The sequence below is a fragment of the Thalassotalea agariperforans genome, from assembly GCF_053470345.1.
This window is the reverse complement of sequence record NZ_JBQMWH010000006.1, coordinates 107,642-123,032: the sequence shown is the minus strand read 5'-3', so window position 1 is coordinate 123,032 and position 15,391 is coordinate 107,642. Positions and strand designations below refer to the sequence as shown.

Here is a 15,391-nt window from a genome sequence, read left to right as displayed (position 1 = left end):
GCACTGATACCTTTAGCAACCTTGAATTTAATATTGGTAATTAAAGAGAATAATAATGAAGCTTTTAAAACGTATTAACCTGTTACCACTGGTGTCATTATTGGCGTTTAGTGGTTGTACAACGGCAACAGTAGCTGAAGAAAATAAGCAAAACACATCAGCACGACCGAATATTTTATTCATTTTAGCGGATGACTTAGGTCACGGTGATGTTGGCTTTAACGGCGCTAAAGATATAGTGACACCCGCTTTAGATGACTTAGCCAAAAATGGTACTGTATTTACTTCAGCTTATGCTGCTCACCCATTTTGTGGTCCAAGTCGTGCTGGTTTATTAACGGGCCGCTACCCACATAATATTGGTTCGCAATTTAATTTACCAACCAGTGATCGCTCTGGTGGTTTAGGTATTCCAACCTCAGAAACTTACTTTAGTAAAGTATTACAAGAGTCAGGTTATTACACTGGTGCTATTGGCAAGTGGCATTTAGGGGAAGAGCAACAATTTCACCCAAATAATCGTGGGTTTGATGAGTTTTATGGTTTTTTAAATGGCGGTCATAATTATTTTCCTGAGCAGTTTAAACCTGCTTATGAAGCACAACGTAAAAAAGGTTTAAACCATGCTATTTTTCATTACTTACGTCCATTAGAGCATAACGGTAAAGAAGTTGATGAAAAAGAATATATAACCGACGGTTTATCACGTGAAGCGTCGAACTTTATTGAAAAAGCAGGCGAAAACAAACAACAACCTTTTTTCTTATATCTTGCTTACAATGCTCCGCATTCACCAATGGAAGCAAAAGAAGAAGATATGGCAATGTTTCCAAACATAAAAGACAAAAAACGTAAAGTTTATGCAGGTATGGTCTATGCACTTGATCGTGGCGTAAAGCGTGTCGTTGAAACTTTAAAACGTACTGGTCAATATGAAAATACCCTAATTGTTTTCTTAAGTGATAATGGTGGTAAGCCTAGCTTAGGTGCTAGCAATGCGCCGTTAAAAGGCCACAAAGGTGATGTTTACGAAGGTGGATATCGTTCACCGATGTTCTTACATTGGCCAGCTAAAATTGCCGCGGGTAAAACCTTTGAATATCCTGTGTCGGCACTTGATTTTTACCCAACGTTAGTGAGTTTAGCTGGCGCTAAAGTGCCAACTAACAAGGTATTAGATGGTAAAAACATCTGGCCAAACATTATTGCTGGTTCTAACCCACGTCAAGGTGAAATGTTATACACCATGCGCCATCGTTTAGGCTTTTCACAAGCTTCTGCTCGTAGAGATAACTTTAAAATAGTGCACGATACTAAAAATGGTTGGAAGCTTTACGATATTGAAAAAGATATTGGTGAAAAAAATGACATTAGCAGCAAGCATCCTAATGTTGTAAGAGAAATGGTTGCCGCTATGGATATTTGGGCTTGGGGGCACACAGAGCCACTATGGTTCCACATTCATAAAGAAGGTTTTGATTGGCGTGAACATTCAATGCCACGTTTTCATCAAGACTTTAAAATTGATTAATTAGGACAGACTAACAACCAATATGTGTTAGTACGGTTTTAGTTAATTTCTAGTGCTGAGGGGTTATGCTAATAATCAAGATATTGATTATTAGCATAACCCTTTTTTTATTAGAAAATATCATAGAGAACATTTCGATTTTATTTTTATATAGTGTTTTGATTTATATTGAGAATATTGTCCAGATATCTTGTTTTTAAAAACTCAACCTTCAATAATAAAGAGCTCAAATAATAAAGTCTTATATAACCTGAACTCTGGATAACAACTTGCTTTCTAGCTACTGCTTTTCCTTATTGCTGCGTTAAATTTAATTATCATCAACTAACTTGTTAATAACTTTCCAGCTTTTTGTTTTTTCATTGAAAACACCGGTAGCGTAGAAAAGACGTTTTATTTCATCTTTTTCCCTTAATTTTTTGATACCAATATTCAATAGTTGATATATTTTTTCAGCGCCGGGTCTTACTTTAGCAATGATGAAATGCCTTGTGCCGGGTAATTGTACTTTTACATTATCGATAGGCCGGAGCTTTATGCCGTTTCTAGCAATTATTTCTAAGTTATCAGAGCTCGGAAAAGCTAATAGGGTAAAATCTACTCTGCCCGCCTTAAGCAGTTGGTATATTGAAGAATAGCGGTATGAGTAAAAAATTTTATTGGTTATTTGTTGTAATACGTCACTGTCTTTGTGCCAATTTTTGACAGTTGTACCAATATATTCTTCTATATGTTCGGAGGCATCTGCTTGGCTAAATAAACGATGGATGATGGGAGCATATAAACCTTTTTCAAATTCACCTTCACGGATAATAGCATCGGTATAATAAAATTTTTCTTGATTGATATCTTCTAACCAGACAGTTTCGGCGCAAAGGTGTGACATGCCACTTTCTGCCATTTTAAGTGCTCTAGTATAATTCGGAGCAGGGATAATGGTTATAACGGGTTCTACACCAGCAGTATAAAGAGCTTTGCAAACGATCAAAATTTCAATTGCACCTCTATATTGTTGGTTTAAATCTTCATGAGTTACTTGATCACATCTTTTATTATCAACCATTCTTTTGTAAGCACTTGCTATATTTGTTGGTGAAGAAATAATAACTTCAACTTTTTCTAGGTTTCGGGGTGCAGAAAGCACAGTTGATATTTCATTAGTAATGGCTGGAGCCGAAGTATTAGCGGGATTATTGACAGGAACTGCAGCTATTATTTTTACAGGTAACAGCAAAAATAATAGGTTGATAAAATTCGTAATACCGCCTTTATAATACACCTAGATAGTATCCTTTAAATTATCAGTAGTAATACATTATAGTATAGGGAATGTTAATTTTTACTATAGATGATTAAGAAAACTTTAGCCTATTTTCATTTTCAACCACTTCAATTATTTTATAAATTCTAATTGAAGTGGTTAAAACAATTTTACCTTGTCAAAATCTACTTGTAGAACAAAAAAATTATAACTTAACTATAGTTATACTATTTGGTTGAAAGGTATTGATTAACGGCTTTAGCAGTTAGGTTAAGTGTTTCACCGTTTGTCCATTTTACGGTAATTTTATCAACTTTGTCGCATTGACCTAAACCCACCAATAAATCGTTATTATGAGTAACAGCAAATGATGATGAAGTATCACCTACGGATTTCGTGGTTGTCATCGAACAGGCTGACACTGTAACACTCGCCCCAAATGCTGTTGCTTTACCTGATGGTGAATTGCTCACTTGTACGCCAATAAAATTATTTGAGTTTAACGCTTCACTGTTATTGGTATATAAATGCCATCTGCCACGTTCATTGGCCATGACAAGATCAAAGTCGCCATCGCGGTCATAATCAATAATCTCTGCGCCACTGCCTGTTGCACCTAAATCTTTCGAAAATACGCCGTGTGTATCTTGGCGAACAAACGATTTACCTTGATTGTTAAGGTATAAAATTTGTTCGTTTTCTTTGGCCATATTGCCATAACGTACTAATAACAAATCATCCCAACCATCTTTGTCAAAGTCAGCTGCAACAGCACTGGTAGTTTGTTCGTTGATATTTAAGCCCATTTTAGCGGTTACATCGACGAAGGTTCCGTTTTGATTTTCAAGTAACATCGCGGGAAGTGGTTCATCTTTAACACTTTGGTGTTTAGATTGAACATGGTGAATAACCCCAGCCGTTGGTGATTTAGTTTGGCTGCAAATACGCCAGACATTATTACCTATATGGCCTATGTATAAACCTAATTTAGACTGTTTAGGTAAGTCCTTCATTTTTAACCCGTCAGGGCAAACACCAGTAGGGAAACCGTCAGCGTCAACTTTAGTTAAGGTCAAGTTATTGTCACTTTCTTGATCCCAATCAAACGAGGACTTTTTACCTTTCAGGTCGATTTCTAGTTTACGTTTGTTTTTGCCAACGAAAACGTCAAAATTAGGAAATGCCATTTGTAAGTTTTCTAAGTAAAAGTCACCTTCTACTGTTAAGTCTTCAACTTGCAGTGGCTGAAATCTCGCAAAAAAAGCAAAGCGTTTATTTTCTTCATCAAAATAAGTTTCATGTTCAAATTGATGCTCTGCGCGACTTAAAATTAAGTCGAGGTCGCCATCGCGATCAAAGTCAACTTGAGAAATCGAACTGACATCATGAGTATTTTTAAGTTGACCAAATACCGCTGGTGTTTGATCACTAAATTGATACTCTTTACCGCCTTGAATCGCCACCATATTGTCACCACCAAAAACAATAATGTCAGGATCACCGTCGTTATTAAAATCGGTTATTGTTGAGCGGTAACTGAGTCTACTGCCAAATGGAAGATGACGATTAAAGGTAAAATCACCTTTACCATCGTTTAAATAAAAATGATTAGCACCTTTTTTAAATTGCTCTGGCGTTGGAAAACCGGTTAAGAATAATTCCAAAGTACCATCGTTATTTGCATCTAAGACTTTAACTGAGCGACCGCGACCTTTTTCAAAATGCTTAAGCTCTTCGCCGCCAATGAATTTTCTGTCTTTAGTGACTTCGTAATGAAGTGGTTTTTTAGGGTTAGCGCCATTACCACCACCTTGGGCAATTAAAATATCAATTAACCCATTTTGATCTAAATCTGCAATAGAAATGCCGTGCATATCACCTGATATCAGATCTTGAGGGCCACTGAAGTGGCTGCCTTCATTCCAAAAAATACGTACTTTGTAGGCGTGTTCGGTTAAAATTAAATCTTGAAAGCCATTCCCATCTAAATCACCAACAATGGCACCATCCCATTTTCTTCTACCTCTGTTTTCAGTGGGTAATCCCCCCCTTGATTCAGTAAATAATGAACTAGGTGTTTGCTTAATTATACTTGCTGGATTTTCTTGCTGAGACGGCGAGACTTGGCAGCCCGTTAACACTACTGCAGTAGTTGCCGTGGATATTAACGATAAAAGCTTGTTGTATTTAGCTGGTTTATTGCGCATCTTGTCACCTTGATGTAAACATCATATGAATGATTACATATTATGGTATATTCTTAAGGAATAGCTATCAACGGCCTTTACAATATATTTACGTTAAGTGGATATGTTTTTTAATAGCTAGAGGTTATTTACTAAGAATGATTAAATAACTTGGCAAGATAATCTTCATGGCTTAATGTTTTATGTACGTTACTTGTTAGTGCAGAAGTCAGCTTAATAAAGGCTTGCTCTACATTGTTAAAGACAGCGCCATCAACTAATGTATTACGGCGTGATAATGAAAGCGCTAGTTTTTCAACGTATCCATTTTTATTAAAGAATTGAATTAATGATCCAATGTTAGAAATTGTTTGCAAGTGATTTGGTCGAACTATAAGTCAATAAAAGGGATAATGAAGTATGATGAAAAGTATTAAATGCTCAGAATGTTGTGAAGGCATCAGCTATTGGGATTCAGTTAAAAACATTAAACATTGTCATTTGTTTCATGTGGTATGCCCATCGTGCAAACACCCTAATAAAATTAAGAAGAAGTATATATTTGCATACTTTATTCTTGGTTTTGTTACTTATTTTTCAGGTAAATATTCAGTAGATTCATCTAATGCTTTACCTGTAATTATCATGCTTGCTATATCGTTATCATTTACATACTCTACTTGGCATAGAGTGGGGTTAAAGTGATATAAGTCATTATGTTTACGACTTCAGAATACTTAATTCCTTAATACATTAGAGAGTAAATATGAAAAGTTTAAAAGAACAAACCGATGCTAAAATTGCAGCGGGACGACAGGCTAATCCTGATTTTATGAGTGGGGTCGATGATATTATTAAGCAGGCAAAAGCTTTTCAGCAAGGCGGTGATGCCATTAAAGTTGGCCAGAAAGCGCCTAGTTTCGAGCTATCTGATCCAGAAGGTAAATCGATATCGTTGGATGCCTTACTAACCAAAGGGCCAGTTGTGCTGACATTTTATCGTGGTAGTTGGTGTCCGTACTGCAACTTACAACTTAGAGCCTTGCAAGCTCGCTTAAAAGATATACAGGCATTGGGTGCTACATTAGTTGCTATCAGCCCTCAGGTGCCTGACGGTTCAATGACCCGAGATGAAATTAGCGACATGGAGTTTGTTATTTTGTCCGATCAAGATGCAAAAATAGCTTCGCAATATGGAATTGCATGGGAAGTACCTGAATTTCTTGTCGAGCACATGCGGGTAGATCGCAAGCTTAATCTTGAAACAATCAATAATGGCAACGGTAGTATCTTACCTATTCCTGCCACATTTGTATTAAGCCGTGATGGTGAGGTTATATGGCGCTATGTTGATGTTGATTATAGAACACGTTCAGAGCCTGACGATATTATAGAAGCCTTACAAAAATTGTCTTAAAGATGTTTCCTTGAGACTCCTACCATTAAGTTACAATACTAACATTTACATGGCAACGTGTTCAAAACTATCCGCTGCGCTCGCATTTATCCAGTGAGCAAAGCGTTGTTTTGATATATCACTTCACGTAACGCAATAAAAGTTGCTGTTTTCTGCATCATTATTTTTATTTATTTCATAAATGAGTAAATTCAGTTAATAAAGCAAATAATTTTTTCGGTTATCACGCTGATATGCATGGATTATTAAGCTATTTTTTTATATTCATTTTGCTTGTGTCTTTTTACCTAATAGCTCCAGTTTAGTTACACGTTCGTCATTTAAAACAGTAAGTTGTGTAACCATTTTTTGTGTATATGAACCCATAAAAATTGTGCTATGGTTAATGAAGATTGCTACAACATTAGTTACTTAACAAACTAATTAGGGGTCGGTTTTTTACGTTAATCCACGATATGAGGCTAGCCTCTAGGGCTTTATGTTTAAGTGGCTTTAGGTATTGATATGCATGTTGATTTAAATGATATTGAATTTGCAATAGAGTTTGTTTCCTCAGATTATTCGTTTGATAATCACGCCTATATTAATTCAGAAACAGGTGTAATCTATTATGCAGGTGATGTGGTAGATGAAGAGTTACCTGAAGATATCGATGATAATAAATATATATCAATCCCATCAAAGCGAGATTTAGATTTAGGAAAAAGAGTCGCTTTAGAATTTGCTGCTGAAGAAATTCCCGATGAATTTAATAAAGTGTATTCTATTTTTAGTCAGCGTGGTGCTTACTCTAGGTTTAAATCGCTTCTACATAGTTTAGAATGTACTGATAAATGGTATCAATATGAAAATAAAGCAATGAAAGACGCTGTTATTGAATGGTGCAAAGAAAATTCAATTCCAGTTAAAACCAGATAACAATGCATTCAAACGAACTAAAAGTAGAATTTAGATGATAGATAAAGCTCTGCACGATTTCTTAATTATTTGGGCCACTATTGATCCTATCGGAACAATGGCTCTGTTCGTTGGCTTAACGGCAAACCTTTCTATAAAAGATAGAAGGAAAACCGCATATAAAACTATTGTTTATGCAGCGTTAATTCTAATTGGGGCTATTGTAATTGGTCAGGTTTTGCTTGCTGCTATGGGGATTAGTCTGCTTTCTTTTCAAATTGCTGGCGGGGTTATCCTTTTTCTGTTCGGCTTGCAGATGATTTTTTCGCAAGGCTCAACAGAAGCAACAGCTGAAGCTCGCCATGACATTTCAGTATTTCCTTTGGCAATTCCATCTACGGCTTCACCGGGAGCAATTTTAGCGGTAATTTTGATCACGGATAATCACGTATATACCATTGAAGAACAAGTTGTTACGACAATAACAATGTTATTTGTTTTGGTCGTTACTTTGGTTTTGCTTCTTCTTTCAAACACCATTATTAAAGTTATTGGTGTAGGCGGGGCATCACTTTTAACACGGTTAATGGGGATGATCCTAGCAGCGTTATCTGTTGAATTTATTATGGAAGCGCTTGGGCTAGAACAGTGGGTAACTAGTGCGTCTGTTAGTTTTTAATCTAATCTTATTTCCTGTAAATTAGTGACTATGTACCTCGGAGAAAACCTTACATGACGATAATTGTTGCCGGAAAATTAAAACTAAAGTCAGGCTCGCGGGATAAATTTATTGAACAGTCGCTTGAGGCGATATCACAAGCAAGAAAATTATCTGCATGTGAAGATTTCTCAGTTTCGCCCGATCCTATTGATGAGAATAGAGTGAATATATTCGAAAAATGGCAATCACGTACCTCGTTGGATGCATTTAGAAATTCAGGGCCGGAGAATGATTCATTTTCTCTCGTTGAATCTTTTGAGGTTAATGAGTATGAAATTAATCTTTAATTTTTTAAGTAGATTAAAAACTATTTTTGCTTGTACCTCTTTTATTTACTCACGCTTTTAGCCTTTTGTTGAGATCTTTCATGTTTAGAGTAAGCCTAATTAAATTCTCAATATATTTTGTTGTTACTTTGATGTGTTTAAGTACTTTGGCTTATGGTTATCAAAAAAAGGCAACGGTGTTAAAAGGTCTTCAAGAGGATATTCCTATTGGGAAAATAGAGGGTGTTCAACTGGCTATTAATATGGCATTTCCAGAAGAAATTGCTTTAGCACCTCGGCCCGTTGTAATTTTAATTCATGGTGGAGGATTTATATCTGGAGATAAATCCTCCAAAAATAAACAAATTTTAAAGTTGTCAAAAATAGGATTTGTCGCTGCAAGTGCTATGTATAGGCTTTCACCAGACTATCGTTTTCCTGCTGCAATCGAAGATATTAAACTTGCAATTCGATATTTAAAAGCTAATGCTGTTAAATATCATATAAACCCTGACAGAATTATTGTCAGTGGTTCTTCTGCTGGTAGTTATTTAGCCGTGATGGCAGGCGTAACCGGAAACTCAAAAACTTTTTCTGATCATGGTTTATATACTAACTTTAATTCTTCGGTTCATGCTGTGGCAGCACAATCAGCGCCTATAGGTGATTTTACTCGTTCCGAATATGCTAACAGTGCTTTAGTTACTCGCTTATTGCCTGCTGATGATAAAGATCTAATAACAACTTTATCTTTAATGTCACCCACCACTTACCTTGACGAAAATGATCCGCCATTTTTCTTATCACACGGGGATAAAGATCCTATTGTTCCGGTAGAGATGAGTCGTGATTTTGTGAATGAGCTGAAAAAAATTAACCATGCTTTTGAATACCATGAGGTAAAAGGGGGCACGCATAGTTTATCTGCTTCTGCGCCTAAGCAGTCGAAAGTTGTATTTGCGAAATATTTAAATTTTTTAAAAAAATGGTCACAATAAGAAGCGACAGCAGAAAAATAATATCGGATTACAGCAAAACATAACTACCTGAATTAAGAGACTGATTTATAAATTGATCGAAATTCTCGGCTAATGTTACGCTCGTATTATTAGCTATAATATAAAATCTCGTCAGTACCCATATTGTTACGGTATAAAATATAATAAGGCAATTTAATGTCGTGTTAATAGCCTTTAAAGCATGGAGCACAAAATGAACTTATTGGAATCGAAAACCGTAATAATGGTTACCCTAATGACATTGATTGGCGGGATCATTGGCTCATTTATTACTTCTACCTACCAAGCCGCAGAATCAAAAAGAATAATAAATAATGAAGTGATTAAGCTTGTTGCTGAAAAGGTACTTGATGGTCGGCCTGTTATGCTTAAAGACGGGGCAGGAGAAGATAACTTAAATAAAGTTTTTCAATATAAAGAAAATGCTTTTCTTGTTAGGCAGATGACACGTTATATCAGTGATAATTACCAAGATATTAATTTTAAAGCTTTAAATTCTGCTCTTGTATCTCTAGAACGTAGGTACTCTTATGCTCAAATCTATAAATATAATGGCTTGGCTGCCATCATTTGCGAGAGTTTAACTTTACGAGATAATCAGGATGAACTAAACCCTGATCAAATTACAATCAGCGGAAATGCTAAATGCCCTAACCAAAACATGGAAGGGGTGACCATTTCGTTAATAAAGATGGATCTAGCCAACCATCGAGCAAAACTTAAATTTGAAAACGATAATCAAAATATTATTTGCAGAGAAAAAGAATTTTGTGAGTTCTGGCTTGATGTTGGTGATAGATTAGAAAGCACACCATACAAAACACTTGTTCTTATTGAATATATAGGCATGAATGATCCTTATAACGAACAAAATCCGATGCTTTCATTTTCTATTGTTCGTCGAAATGATTAAGAAAAATATGTGTGTAGCAGTACAAAAGCTAACATACGTAATTATTCATTAAAGCAAGGAGGCATTTTGAAGATATATTTTGTAATTTTTGACAAAGTAGAAGAACTAGATTTAGTTGGCTCGTGGGAACTTATCGGCCTTTTGGCTGAAATGAAATTTTGTCAGCCGCCTAAACTTATCTCCTTAAATTCGATGACACCATCAGGTGAACATGGCATGCGTTTTAGCGCTGATATCCATTTTTCTGAAGGTGTTTTTCCTGATGTATTAATAGTACCTGGTGGCAGTGGTGCTAGGTTAGCAATGAAAGATACTAATGTTATTCAATACTTACAACAAGCGAATGTTGCATGTCATAGTATTTTATCTATCTGTACCGGCATGTATTTAATACAAAAAGCTGGGCTTTTTACCAACAAAAAAGCGACAACTCACTGGGCTTTTCTTGATGAGTTGAAAAAAGATAAAACAATTGACGTTGTTGAAGAACGATATATTAAAGATGGTAATATTTGGTCATCCGCAGGCGTTTCTGCTGGTATGGATATGACCTTAGCATTTATCGCTGATTATTTTAACGAAACAGTGGCATCTGAAGTACAATTAAATGCCGAGTATTACCCGTCTGCAAAAGTTTATGGCAATGCGGCAGCTAATGCTAAGGTATCAAAATACATTAAACGAGAATTGGGTTAGGGTAAATAAACAGGCAAATAACCATTGGTTTTTTCTACGGCCTCGTTTATGTTAGTTAACTATTTTTTGCCTTTATTCGGGCGCATCTATACATGGAGGGTAAACTCATGAATTTTAAGGTTAATGTAATATCTTTGATTGCGATTTTTATTTCACTTAATGGCTGCAGTAGCTACAGTGATGAAGATTATGGTGAACCTGGTGCCGGTAAAAAAGGATCACTATGTGTAAATATGGAACCAGCTCAAGAAGAAAAATGCAAAGAAAGAGAAAGGAAGTTGGTTGTTAGTTTAGGGGCAGACAAAAACTGTAATCACCCATACGAATATGAAAAAAACCGATGCAAACATGAGCAAGAAAATCAAAAGAAGCTACTTGATGAATCACTTAAAAAACGTTTAAGTCAGTAGTCGGAATAAGCGGTTTAAAATGGCATCGTTGCTCTTTCTTCATCATCGTTTCTTTTAGCCAACTTTTTATTATTAATTAGCCGCTAAGTTTTTAGCAGCGCATGAGGTAAAAATGAAAAACACGCATATTGTTATGCTCCTTGTCTCGGTGATTTTGTTTGCATGTGGCGGCTCTGGCGGAGATGCTACAGAAAGTGAAGGCAATACAGACTTACCAAAAAATAGTATTGCTACAAGTTTATCGAATAGTTCATGGGAAAAAGAATGTTCTTCTTACAATAAGTTAGCGCTTAATGGTTCAAACACAGCCTGGAATGTTAAAACGACACTAAGTATAGATTCTTCTTTGAAAGCTAAGTATAAAACCATGTATTTTCGCCCAACGGATACTACATGTGAATCAATGATATTTGATACCATAGATATTTCAAACCTTGAAATTAAAGGTAAAACGATAAGTGACGAAAGTATTGAAGCTTATCGTCTAAATGAAACGTTTACTTATAATTCAGAAGATGATTTACCGCCCAATTACACGTTAATTTATCTTGATAGCGAAAGATTGTATTTTGGTCAAAGCTCAGGCGAAAATCTTGGTGAAAGCGAGGACAAAAGGCATTCTTCAATAGTTCTTGATGATTATTTCATTCAAATTATAAAGTAAAAATTAGCGGCTTTGTTATTTGATATTTAATTGGTAAGTTGTCAGGAAGGCCTGTCATTATTATTTAACCTGAGTTTAGGTTATTTATCAGAAATACAAAACTAGTTCAAAAATTACATCCATATTTAACAGGAAAAATAATGGTCGGTGAAACTAATTTAAATAAATTACTCGCAGCTATGTCACCGCAATTAATGCCGGATGAATATGTTTTTTGTTCGCTACAAGGTGAGTATGCTCAATTTGAGCATTTGTTACCTTTAGCTACATTTCGAGAAACTGAAGGGCTAACATTAGTACTCACCAAAGCAATGGCTATTGCCAATAACTTACCCTTTGAGTCAGTATTTAAAGGCATAACACTAACCATACATTCAAGCCTTGACGCTGTAGGTTTAACTGCAGCAGTTTCAACAAAGTTAGCTGAAAAAGGCATCAGTGCTAATGTGATTGCTGCTTATTATCATGATCATATTTTTGTACAAGTGGATAAAGCGGATTTAGCAATGACCGCATTAGCGGAATTTAACTAGTAGTTAATCGAAAAAATATTAGAGTATATACAGATATATTTTTAGCGTGACAAATAGATCCTTGTCACACTAAAAATGTCATTTGGGTTATTCTGACTTTATTGTTACCACCAAGTACCATAAATAAGTACTAAAATAATGACACAACCAAGGGCTGCAATATTAAACGACTTCTCGGTAGCAAAATTAATCGTATCAATATTCACTGAGCTGTCGTGATCACTGGGTTTATCATTAAGTGAAACAATGGCTGAAATAACAAGGCACAGTAAGAAGACTAAACCGATGCGATCCATAAAAGGTAGCTCGGGCCATAAAAATTTAAACCCGACAGATAATAAAGCCGAACCTATTGCGGCTGCTAAAGCCCCTGATGATGTCATTCTTTTCCAAAACATCCCCATAATAAAGATAGCAGTTATACCCGGTGAGAATAAGCCGGTAAATTCTTGAATATATTGAAATGCTTGATCAAATTTACCTAATAAAGGCTCAGCAGTAACTAATGCAAGTGCAAGTGCAACAAGTGTGGTAATTCGTCCGATATGAACATAATGACGTTGGCTTTTATTTGGTTTTATCGAGCGATAAATATCCATGGTAAAAATAGTTGAAATACTGTTAGTCATCGAAGCAAGTGATGACACAATTGCGGCTACCAATGCAGCAAATACTAAGCCTTTAATCCCTGTTGGCATTAACCCCATCATTGACGGATAAGCTTGATCAGGCGCAGTTAAACTTGGAAATAGAATAACGGCAGCAATACCGGGCAGTACCACAATAAATGGCATTAGTAATTTTAAATAAGCCGCAAAAGCAATACCTTTTTGTGCTTCTTGAATATTTTTAGCCGCTAATGCTCGTTGAATAATATATTGGTTAAATCCCCAGTAGCCGATATTCATTACCCATAAACCACCAATAAGCACTGAAATGCCTGGTAAACTCATGTAGTTAGGGCTTTCAGAGTCTAAGATCATATCAAAATGTTCAGGCGCTTTTTCACTTAATATGTTGAAGCCAGCAATTAATCCAGCTCCGTCAGATACTTTTATTAGCGCTAAATAACTTAAAAATAAGCCGCCAAATATTAATAAAACTACCTGAATAATATCGGTAAAAGCTACAGCTTTTAAACCTCCATAAAGGGAATAGGCGACAGAAAATACTGCAAGGAATATCATGCCGAACATCCAATCAACGCCAGCAACGGTTTGTATGGCTAAACCTCCTAACCATAAAACGGAAGTTAAGTTAACAAATACAAATACTGCTAACCAAAATAACGCTAAGGTGGTTTTTACTCGACCATCAAAGCGCTGCTCTAAGTATTGCGGCATGGTATATATTTTATTTTCTAAAAATATTGGTAGTAAATATTTACCCACTAAGATCAGCGTGATTGCTGCCATCCATTCGTACGATGCAATGGCTAAACCTATGGCATAACCGGAACCTGACATACCGATGATTTGTTCGGCTGAAATGTTGGCGGCGATAAGCGAAGCACCAATGGCCCACCAAGGTAAAGATTTACCAGCTAGGAAATAATCTTCAGTATTACGGTCGCCTTTATGATCATTTCTGGATATCCATAGGGCGATACAAAGTAGCCCTATAACATAAGCAATGAATACGGTGAAATCGAGGTTGTCTAACATACGGATACTACCTTTTTAATATTTATTATTAGGATCAATTTTTAAGATCATATATGAAGCGTGAAAATAAAAGCAGTATATAATTATATGTAAATATAAATCAACAGATTTGTATTTGAATTTGTGTTCAGGGTTAACATTGGTTTATAGCTTGGTATTTATCCCTTAATTTACTAAATACTATTAATACAGTGGTAATTTTATAAGCTCAGAGTAATACCAACCCGTATAAGTTTAAAATTAACAACCTACACGCATGCTGATCTTATTTGCTGTTTCTTTAATTTTTTCAATTAGCTGTTGTTTTGACACGCTATCACTCAGTGCTGAGCTAAAGGTTGAAACGGTTAAAACCGCGATAACGGCTCCTTCTGGTTGCCCAATAATGGTTGCGCAGTCAGTTATTCCTTCCGCTAATGTACTATGTCGAAAGTGGTAACCATCTAACAAAATAGTTTGTAATTCATCTTCAAGTTTATTTTTATTTTTGAGCGACATTTGTTGGTAAGATTCATCACGCTCATAAATCAATTTTTTTACCGCTTCGTTACTGTTAGCTAATAAAACTCTACCTGACGTGGTATCAACGGTAGGGAATAAAGTACCTTCTGCAATTGATAATGAAATAGGGGCTTGGCTTTTTGAGTTGACTACCACCATTACTTTACTTTGGTATAAAACACTTAAGTGTGCCGCGTGTCCGGTTTGGGCAGAAAAATCTTCCATAATAGGAATTGCTGTTTGGCGGAGCTGATCAATAGGCGAAATTTGTCTAGATAAACTGAAAAGCTTTAATGAAACACTGTATTTACCCGAAATCTCATCTCTAATTAAGTAGCCTCTATTTTCTAATCCGATCAGCACACGATATATTTCATTGGCGGAACGATGAATGCCTTGAGCTATTTCGGTTTGTGATAATGGCATGGCTTTCGACGCTAGAAATTCTAAAACATCAAATCCCTTATCAAGTGCGGGAACGGCATATTTATTCGTGCTTTTTTCAGGCATTAACTATCTACTTTTTAATAAACAATAGCTACACAACAGTGATTTTATATCTTCTTGTTTGAAGCTAATTTAAATGTAGAACTATTTAATCATAGGTTAATACAAGTTAAAACGGTTTTATTCTCGCTTTTAAAGACTTACGAAATAATTACTAATTTAAATATACAACACTGTTGATTGTTAACAATAAAAGGTTTAATGT

General features: G+C 35.6%; 16 protein-coding genes. 11 read left to right on the top strand and 5 right to left on the bottom strand.

The window, feature by feature from the left end; translation table 11 throughout:
- Positions 1–55 precede the first annotated feature (55 nt).
- Positions 56–1,531, top strand: coding sequence for a sulfatase-like hydrolase/transferase (locus ACSLUO_RS10315; protein WP_448248450.1), 1,476 nt, complete (start codon positions 56–58; stop codon positions 1,529–1,531).
- A 310-nt stretch (positions 1,532–1,841) separates the two neighbouring features.
- On the opposite strand, the gene ACSLUO_RS10310 is transcribed toward ACSLUO_RS10315, so the two are convergent.
- The 3 genes from ACSLUO_RS10310 to ACSLUO_RS10300 all read right to left on the bottom strand — a co-directional run bounded on the left by ACSLUO_RS10310 (position 1,842) and on the right by ACSLUO_RS10300 (position 5,355).
- The gene (locus ACSLUO_RS10310) at positions 1,842–2,810 is read right to left on the bottom strand and encodes a hypothetical protein (protein WP_448248449.1); all 969 of its coding nucleotides are present in this window, start codon (positions 2,808–2,810) and stop codon (positions 1,842–1,844) included.
- A gap of 209 nt (positions 2,811–3,019) precedes the next feature.
- Entirely contained in the window at positions 3,020–4,999 is a 1,980-nt protein-coding gene (locus ACSLUO_RS10305; protein ID WP_448248448.1) for a CRTAC1 family protein, read from the bottom strand.
- Positions 5,000–5,130: 131 nt separating this feature from the next.
- Complete coding sequence (locus tag ACSLUO_RS10300; protein ID WP_448248447.1) at positions 5,131–5,355, bottom strand: hypothetical protein; 225 nt, start codon at positions 5,353–5,355, stop codon at positions 5,131–5,133.
- Between the two features lie 389 nt (positions 5,356–5,744).
- Between ACSLUO_RS10300 and ACSLUO_RS10295 the strand changes: the two genes are divergently transcribed.
- From ACSLUO_RS10295 to ACSLUO_RS10250, 10 genes are all read left to right on the top strand, one after another.
- The gene (locus tag ACSLUO_RS10295; RefSeq protein WP_448248446.1) at positions 5,745–6,395 is read left to right on the top strand and encodes a peroxiredoxin-like family protein; all 651 of its coding nucleotides are present in this window, start codon (positions 5,745–5,747) and stop codon (positions 6,393–6,395) included.
- 486 nt (positions 6,396–6,881) lie between these two features.
- Positions 6,882–7,313, top strand: a complete 432-nt coding sequence (locus ACSLUO_RS10290) for a UPF0158 family protein (protein ID WP_448248445.1) — start codon at positions 6,882–6,884, stop codon at positions 7,311–7,313.
- Between the two features lie 34 nt (positions 7,314–7,347).
- On the top strand, positions 7,348–7,971 hold the full coding sequence (locus tag ACSLUO_RS10285; RefSeq protein WP_448248444.1) for a MarC family protein: 624 nt from the start codon (positions 7,348–7,350) through the stop codon (positions 7,969–7,971).
- 53 nt (positions 7,972–8,024) lie between these two features.
- Positions 8,025–8,300, top strand: coding sequence for a putative quinol monooxygenase (locus ACSLUO_RS10280; protein WP_448248443.1), 276 nt, complete (start codon positions 8,025–8,027; stop codon positions 8,298–8,300).
- Between the two features lie 80 nt (positions 8,301–8,380).
- Positions 8,381–9,277: an alpha/beta hydrolase fold domain-containing protein gene (locus ACSLUO_RS10275; protein WP_448248442.1), complete on the top strand. Its 897-nt coding sequence runs from the start codon at positions 8,381–8,383 to the stop codon at positions 9,275–9,277.
- 214 nt (positions 9,278–9,491) lie between these two features.
- A complete protein-coding gene (locus ACSLUO_RS10270; protein ID WP_448248441.1) occupies positions 9,492–10,211 on the top strand; it encodes a hypothetical protein in 720 nt (239 codons plus the stop codon).
- A gap of 66 nt (positions 10,212–10,277) precedes the next feature.
- Positions 10,278–10,907 (top strand): DJ-1/PfpI family protein, encoded by a 630-nt coding sequence (locus ACSLUO_RS10265; protein WP_448248440.1) that lies wholly within the window; start codon positions 10,278–10,280, stop codon positions 10,905–10,907.
- A gap of 107 nt (positions 10,908–11,014) precedes the next feature.
- On the top strand, positions 11,015–11,317 hold the full coding sequence (locus ACSLUO_RS10260) for a hypothetical protein (protein WP_448248439.1): 303 nt from the start codon (positions 11,015–11,017) through the stop codon (positions 11,315–11,317).
- 112 nt (positions 11,318–11,429) lie between these two features.
- On the top strand, positions 11,430–11,981 hold the full coding sequence (locus ACSLUO_RS10255) for a hypothetical protein (RefSeq protein WP_448248438.1): 552 nt from the start codon (positions 11,430–11,432) through the stop codon (positions 11,979–11,981).
- Positions 11,982–12,121: 140 nt separating this feature from the next.
- Positions 12,122–12,514 (top strand): ACT domain-containing protein, encoded by a 393-nt coding sequence (locus ACSLUO_RS10250; protein WP_448248437.1) that lies wholly within the window; start codon positions 12,122–12,124, stop codon positions 12,512–12,514.
- A 104-nt stretch (positions 12,515–12,618) separates the two neighbouring features.
- Here ACSLUO_RS10250 and ACSLUO_RS10245 read toward each other — a convergent pair whose 3' ends face one another.
- On the bottom strand, positions 12,619–14,178 hold the full coding sequence (locus ACSLUO_RS10245; RefSeq protein ID WP_448248436.1) for a sodium/sugar symporter: 1,560 nt from the start codon (positions 14,176–14,178) through the stop codon (positions 12,619–12,621).
- Positions 14,179–14,418: 240 nt separating this feature from the next.
- Positions 14,419–15,189 carry an IclR family transcriptional regulator gene (locus tag ACSLUO_RS10240; RefSeq protein WP_448248435.1) on the bottom strand — a complete coding sequence of 257 codons (771 nt, stop codon included), beginning with the start codon at positions 15,187–15,189 and terminating at the stop codon, positions 14,419–14,421.
- Between the last annotated feature and the right edge of the window lie 202 nt (positions 15,190–15,391).

Excerpts from the sequence above, each read along its gene's own strand:
- ACSLUO_RS10315 (WP_448248450.1), top strand. The coding sequence starts at position 56 with ATGAAGCTTTTAAAACGTATTAACCTGTTACCACTGGTGTCATTATTG.
- ACSLUO_RS10305 (WP_448248448.1), bottom strand. The coding sequence starts at position 4,999 with ATGCGCAATAAACCAGCTAAATACAACAAGCTTTTATCGTTAATATCC.
- ACSLUO_RS10295 (WP_448248446.1), top strand. The coding sequence starts at position 5,745 with ATGAAAAGTTTAAAAGAACAAACCGATGCTAAAATTGCAGCGGGACGA.
- ACSLUO_RS10285 (WP_448248444.1), top strand. The coding sequence starts at position 7,348 with ATGATAGATAAAGCTCTGCACGATTTCTTAATTATTTGGGCCACTATT.
- ACSLUO_RS10280 (WP_448248443.1), top strand. The coding sequence starts at position 8,025 with ATGACGATAATTGTTGCCGGAAAATTAAAACTAAAGTCAGGCTCGCGG.
- ACSLUO_RS10275 (WP_448248442.1), top strand. The coding sequence starts at position 8,381 with ATGTTTAGAGTAAGCCTAATTAAATTCTCAATATATTTTGTTGTTACT.
- ACSLUO_RS10270 (WP_448248441.1), top strand. The coding sequence starts at position 9,492 with ATGAACTTATTGGAATCGAAAACCGTAATAATGGTTACCCTAATGACA.
- ACSLUO_RS10260 (WP_448248439.1), top strand. The coding sequence starts at position 11,015 with ATGAATTTTAAGGTTAATGTAATATCTTTGATTGCGATTTTTATTTCA.
- ACSLUO_RS10255 (WP_448248438.1), top strand. The coding sequence starts at position 11,430 with ATGAAAAACACGCATATTGTTATGCTCCTTGTCTCGGTGATTTTGTTT.
- ACSLUO_RS10250 (WP_448248437.1), top strand. The coding sequence starts at position 12,122 with ATGGTCGGTGAAACTAATTTAAATAAATTACTCGCAGCTATGTCACCG.
- ACSLUO_RS10245 (WP_448248436.1), bottom strand. The coding sequence starts at position 14,178 with ATGTTAGACAACCTCGATTTCACCGTATTCATTGCTTATGTTATAGGG.
- ACSLUO_RS10240 (WP_448248435.1), bottom strand. The coding sequence starts at position 15,189 with ATGCCTGAAAAAAGCACGAATAAATATGCCGTTCCCGCACTTGATAAG.